Source organism: Armatimonas sp., assembly GCF_964826245.1.
Genome location: NZ_CBAYMC010000254.1, coordinates 1 through 5,801 on the forward strand (window position 1 = coordinate 1; position 5,801 = coordinate 5,801).

At 57.0% G+C, this 5,801-nt stretch carries 5 protein-coding genes; 1 reads left to right on the plus strand and 4 read right to left on the minus strand.

The genetic code is table 11. The features are described from left to right. Positions 1-65 precede the first annotated feature (65 nt). Complete coding sequence (locus AC1XOS_RS18835) at positions 66-1,466, plus strand: serine hydrolase domain-containing protein (RefSeq protein WP_481963761.1); 1,401 nt, start codon at positions 66-68, stop codon at positions 1,464-1,466. 14 nt (positions 1,467-1,480) lie between these two features. Here the strand turns inward: AC1XOS_RS18835 and AC1XOS_RS18840 are convergent, their stop codons facing one another. The 4 genes from AC1XOS_RS18840 to AC1XOS_RS18855 form a co-directional block, all read right to left on the minus strand. After that, positions 1,481-2,050 carry a hypothetical protein gene (locus tag AC1XOS_RS18840; protein ID WP_481963762.1) on the minus strand — a complete coding sequence of 190 codons (570 nt, stop codon included), beginning with the start codon at positions 2,048-2,050 and terminating at the stop codon, positions 1,481-1,483. A 2-nt stretch (positions 2,051-2,052) separates the two neighbouring features. Continuing rightward, positions 2,053-3,078 (minus strand): rod shape-determining protein MreB, encoded by a 1,026-nt coding sequence (mreB, locus tag AC1XOS_RS18845; RefSeq protein ID WP_481963763.1) that lies wholly within the window; start codon positions 3,076-3,078, stop codon positions 2,053-2,055. Next, complete coding sequence (murA, locus tag AC1XOS_RS18850) at positions 3,075-4,388, minus strand: UDP-N-acetylglucosamine 1-carboxyvinyltransferase (RefSeq protein WP_481963764.1); 1,314 nt, start codon at positions 4,386-4,388, stop codon at positions 3,075-3,077. Before murA ends, mreB begins: the two co-directional genes overlap by 4 nt. A 147-nt stretch (positions 4,389-4,535) precedes the next feature. Continuing rightward, on the minus strand, positions 4,536-5,663 hold the full coding sequence (locus AC1XOS_RS18855) for a 5-(carboxyamino)imidazole ribonucleotide synthase (protein WP_481963765.1): 1,128 nt from the start codon (positions 5,661-5,663) through the stop codon (positions 4,536-4,538). Between the last annotated feature and the right edge of the window lie 138 nt (positions 5,664-5,801).

The window sequence follows — 5,801 nt, forward strand, 5'->3', positions numbered from 1 at the left end:
CAGTTGACGAAGTAGCGCCGCAAGTACAGCGCATTGGCCGGACATAAATAACCAAGAGAAAGCCCATGATCGAAAGACAACCAGAAGCCACAGGCTGGCTTGAGACACTGGCCAAACAGCTCAAAGAGGAGTTTCACCTGCCTGCTGTGTGGCTGGCGATAAACCATGAAGACCGCCTAGAGACAGCAGTACTGGGTGTCCACAAATACGGTGAGTCGGCCCCTGCTTCTTTGGAAGATAAGCTGACAATCGCATCCATCTCCAAACCGATGGCGGGGTTCTGGATCGCAAGCCTTGTTGACCGAGGGATGCTCACCTACGAAACCCGAGTGCTAGAGATACTCCCAGAGTTGAGTGCCATCTGTCTTCCCGAGCACCGCGAAATCACCCTGGCACAGCTCCTCACCCATACTGCTGGGGTGATCCGCGATGTCAAGCAGCTTCCCAGTAACTTGCGGCTCGATCAGTACCCGCAAGAACGCTTGAATCAAGCCCGCGAGGTTCTCTCCTCACCCGCTCCAGAAAACTCCAAAGGCAAGTCCGTTTATAGCAACAATGGCATGACTCTCGCTGCGACGATGGCTGAGCGTGTTGTACGTGAGCCCTACGAAACCGCCGGGGGACGCTTCTACCGTGAGCGGCTGGGGCTACGTTCTTGGGGTGTCTGGCCGATGAGCCTCCCCGAGGATATCTCTGTTCCCTGGCCACATGAGCTTAACAACAACGTCCCCGTTCCCAGATCGCCGCGCTCGGTGGCATTCCAGTTTGTCCGTCCAAGCGGCAGTGTCCACTGCACCATCTCAGATCTGGTTCGTTTTGGGCTAATCGCCACCAATGCCACGGATGCTTCACGATCCCTTCTCAAACCGGAGACTTGGGCGCGTCTTACAGAACCATCGCTTGGTAGTAGCACGACACTCTGTAGCTTTTCCACGGGGCCGAAGACTGTCTATGGACATGGCGGATCACTGGGAACCACACGATCAACTCTCTCTCTTATTGCCGATTGGAGAGTGGCATTTGCCGTGCATACAAATGCAAACAGTGAGAAATTTACCGAGGTCGCCCTGCGGCGTATGCAAGATGCTTTTCGGCAACGGCGGGCAAAACGCGCACCTGTCGCTTCGTGTGCCATCTATCTAACCGAGGTCACGACGGTTGATGAGACCTGGAAAATCTCTGTTGAGCCTAAACGAACCGACGAGAAGATTCGCATTCGGGTACGATTCCATATCGAAGCTCGTAGACAGACAGGCGATCTTCAGACCATTGTCAAGCTTGGAGACGTCGAGCGGGTAGACAATCGCTTTACGGGGCTGGTTCCTGGCGACCATGTCCTACACTTTGAATTTGATACCCCAAAGACAACGCAAACTCCCGTGTTTATTCAGCTTGATGCTCTCGAGACCGCCAACAACCGTACCACACGACCGAAAATTTTCAAATCAGTACTGAGCCTCCCTTGAGTTCCCTCCCGCACTCACTTACCGAAACGTGAGTCGGCGGCGGCGGTGGTGATTTTTTCCTGGGCACGGGTCAGAACTGCAGCTGCAATGGTGATGACTTCTTGGGCGCTCACGGGCTTTGTCGTTTTCTTTAGCAAGGGGTCGGTTTGAGGGAGATAGCCCGCCCGCACCAGCTCTTTGAGGGACTTGGCACTCGCAGGCCGACCTTCGACCCAGCCCGCCATCCCTTCCAGCCACAGTGCGAGCTCATCGCCCGACACGGTCTTCTCCCCCTCGAATTTTCCGCTCACCACTGCCACAATTCCCCGCGCACCCAGTCCCGCAATACCCGCACTGGCCCAGTGTAGAGCGGGAACATCGCTGTAGCGCTTGACCTTACTCACGTTCGGAGTGAGGTTAGCCTTACGCCCAGGCTTCACTTCGCGCATCACACGCTTCGGCTGAGCGTAGGCGGCTTCGACATGAGTCAAAAGCTGAAAGAGCGTCGCCGCGAGCTCGTAGCGCGTCACGGCACGCTCCGGCATGTAGCCTGGAACGCCTTTGCTCTGCCGGACATCGTCGTGCCCGTGTTCTCGTTCTTGCATACTTATTCATAGCTCCCACTGATATTCTGGCTGTCGCGAATGGCATCAAACTCCTCGAGCGCACGTCCCGTTCCGATTGCCACACAGGAAAGAGGATCATCAGCGACATGAACGGGAATCCCGGTCGCCAGTGCGAGGAGGCGATCCAGGCCACGGAGAAGCGCACCGCCCCCGGTGAGCATGATCCCCCGCTCGATAATATCGGAGGAGAGCTCAGGGGGAGTATGCTCTAGCACGGCTTTCACGCGATCCACCACTTGGGAGATAGGCTCGGCGAGCGCTTCCCGGATCTCATCTGAAGACACATCCACGGTTTTCGGGAGCCCTGCGACAAGGTCGCGGCCCTTGACTTCCATGTGAAGCTCTTGCTCCAGAGGAAACGCCGACCCGATGCGAACCTTAATCTCTTCGGCCGTGCGATCGCCGATCATAAGATTATAGCTATTTTTAATATGACGAATGATCACTTCGTCTATCTTGTTGCCACCGACCCGTAGGCTCTTGCTCACAACGATGCCACCGAGGGAGATCACAGCGATATCAGTTGTGCCACCACCAATATCGACCACCATATTGCCCCCTGGGAGCGCAATCGGTAGGCCCGCGCCTATGGCGGCGGCCATGGTCTCCTCAATGGTAGCAGCGACACCAGCACCCGCTTCTTCCGCGGCTTGAAGCACGGCGCGCTTTTCGACACTGGTCACACCTGCCGGGACACACACCAGCACGCGTGGCTTGAACGGGCCACGACGACCACAGACTTTTGTGATGAGTGCACGCAGCATCTCGCGGGTGGTGGAGTAGTCGGCAATCACCCCATCCTGCATCGGACGGATCGCGATAATATTGCCAGGAGTTCGCCCCAGCATGAGGCGTGCCTCTTCCCCGACGGCTTTCACCTTTCGCGTAGCCTTATCAATGGCCACCACCGAAGGCTCGCGTAGCACAATTCCTTTGCCACGCTGGTACACCAAGATATTGGCCGTACCGAGATCAATTCCTATGTCTGGGGTCAGTCGAATCTTCACACAACCTCCACTTTATTACCAAGCTCGTCTTCACGCCAGATACTTGCGCCTACCGCAGCAAGCTTCTGCGTGAGCCGCTCGTAGCCACGGTCAATATGGTGTACAGAGAAAACCCGCGTCGTTCCCTGCGCCGCCAAGCCCGCCAGCACCATTGCCGCCCCTGCACGGAGATCAGAGGCTTCCACATCCGCACCGCTGAGACCATCCACCCCGGTGATAACCGCTGTGCGGCCTTCCCAGCGTGCCTTAGCTCCCATCTTGAGCAGCTCCGCAAGGTAGCGAAAACGACCTTCATAGACCGTGTCTGTGACCATTGCGGTACCTTCGGCGAGGCTCAGGAGCGCTACAATTGGCTGCTGCAGATCCGTCGGAAAGCCAGGGTGTGGCATCGCGGTAACATCGGTGGCCTTAAGCTGCTTTCCAGGATGCTTAATCCGCACACCATTGGGTGCTTCCTCGACAACAATCCCCATCTCGGCCAGCTTCATCAGGATCGGGCGCATGTGGCTGGCGTTGGCTCCTTCAAGAAAGAGATCGCCTCGGGTAATCGCTGCCGCCATTGCCAGGGTTCCCCCCTCTATTCGATCCGGTGAGACCTGGTAGTTGACCCCATGGAGCTCAGTGACCCCCTCAACCGTAATGAGCCCGGTTCCATGGCCCGTTACTTTTCCGCCCATCGCAACAATCAAGTTTCCGAGATCTTCAACATCGGGCTCCTGCGCTGCGTTTTCGATAATTGTTGTCCCTCGTGCCAGCGATGCCGCCATGAGAATGTTCATGGTGGCCCCTACCGAGGGTTTATCGAGATATACCTGAGCGCCGTGAAGGCCACCTGCGGGCGCTTCGGCGAAGATATATCCTTGGTTCTCATCAATGGTCGCCCCGAGTGCGATCAGCCCCTTAATGTGCAGATCATAGGCACGTGCTCCAATATTGCAGCCCCCCGGAGGAGCAAGGCGAACTTTCCTCATTCGGGCTAAGATGGGGCCAAGAAGCTGCAGCGAGCCACGCATCTTAGTAACCAGCTGGTCATCAGGCTCAAACGAGATTAAGTTCGTGGCATCAATGTGAATGTTCTGCTGATCATCTGAAAAGGCAACCCTAATGCCAACACCTCGCAAAATGATCGCCATATTCGCGATATCACTAATCCGAGGGGCACGAATCAGCTGGGTCTGTCCCTGGCTCGCTAGAACCGCTCCTGCCATGAGGGCAAGCGTCGCGTTTTTCGACCCCCCCACGTAGATACTTCCTTTCAGGGGCTGACCACCCTGAATCACAATCCGTGGCTCTTTTGGTGTGGGGCTCATTCGTCGTCCTAGTTCCAATCCTAACCCCGTCTTTTCTGCGCGTGGTACGCTCTTTACCTCTGCTGACATGATGAACTTTCTCTATAATAAGTTACTCTCGCATTGTATCGCCGAAACGTCCACATGCATAGAAAGAAAACCCTATACTTACAGGGTAAGCAACCTACGAGTATTCAAGACACATTCTGCAGCGGTCCCAGGTGTCTGAGCAAGCGCCGTGAGATGGCCCATTTTCCGGCCTGGCCTTGCTTGGGTCTTACCATAAAGGTGCAAGTGCACCCCAGGAACGCCCAGCACTGCCGACCAATTGGGCTCGCCGCTCTCCGGCCAGAGATCTCCCAGTAGGTTTGCCATTGCCACTCCGGGGGCCCGGAGCGCCGTTGAGCCCAGTGGCAGCCCACAGACCGCACGAACCTGCTGCTCGAACTGGCTCGTTGCGGCTCCCTCAATGCTCCAGTGGCCCGAGTTATGGGGACGAGGAGCAAGCTCGTTGACTAGCAAGCGTCCATCAGAGGCGACAAAAAGCTCCACACAGAGCACCCCTACCACCCCAAGTGCCTCGAAAATCCCCTTGGCGAGTGCACTTGCCTCGCCATTATCGGCACTATCGTTCAGCGGAGCCATCGTGAGGTCTAAAATATGGTTTGCGTGGTCGTTGCGCACCAAGGGATAGGCCACGAAGCGCCCGTCCACGCCCCGCGCCCCAACAATGCTGGCCTCGTAGGCAAAGTCTACTAGTGCCTCTAGGATACAGGGCTGCTCTCCTAGCTCCCTAAAAGCCGCTTGTGCTTCTGAGGCGCTTGCGACTTTTCGCTGGCCCTTACCATCGTAGCCAAAGCCTGCCGTCTTGAGAATCGCGGGGTAGATAAATCCCTCGCAGTCCGTAGCGCACTCCACGGCTTTAAATGTCGTTGTGGGCACCCCGATCTTCTGCAGAAAGCTCTTCTCGCGGAGCCGGTTCTGCGTGATATGGAGAACATCGCCGCCGGGCCGAACGGGCGCGTACTTTGCCGCTATCTCCGCTGCCGCCGCACTGACATTCTCAAACTCAAAGGTCACCACATCCACGGACTTGGCAAAGGCCGCCACGGCGTCTAAATCGTCGTAGCTTCCCGTGACCTCACGTGCGCCCACTTGTGCACAGGGAGTCGGGGAGGCATCGGGAGAGAAGCAAGCCACCCGGTAGCCCAAGCGAGTCGCCGCCTGCGCCATCATCCGCCCAAGCTGCCCGCTACCCAAGACCCCAATAGTCGCTCCAGGGTTTAAATGACTCATAGCGGAAGCTCCATGGCGAGGACTTTCTCGGTCTGGGTTTTGCGGAAGGCGTGGAGCTTTGCGCGTAGCTCAGGGCGGGAGTTTGCGAGAATTGCGATGGCTAGGAGTGCGGCATTGATCGCGCCCGCCTTGCCAATG

What these genes read in the sequence shown, in the direction of transcription:
- AC1XOS_RS18840 (WP_481963762.1), bottom strand. Translation starts at nt 2,050, where the DNA reads ATGCAAGAACGAGAACACGGGCACGACGATGTCCGGCAGAGCAAAGGC.
- murA (WP_481963764.1), bottom strand. Translation starts at nt 4,388, where the DNA reads ATGAGCCCCACACCAAAAGAGCCACGGATTGTGATTCAGGGTGGTCAG.
- AC1XOS_RS18835 (WP_481963761.1), top strand. Translation starts at nt 66, where the DNA reads ATGATCGAAAGACAACCAGAAGCCACAGGCTGGCTTGAGACACTGGCC.
- AC1XOS_RS18855 (WP_481963765.1), bottom strand. Translation starts at nt 5,663, where the DNA reads ATGAGTCATTTAAACCCTGGAGCGACTATTGGGGTCTTGGGTAGCGGG.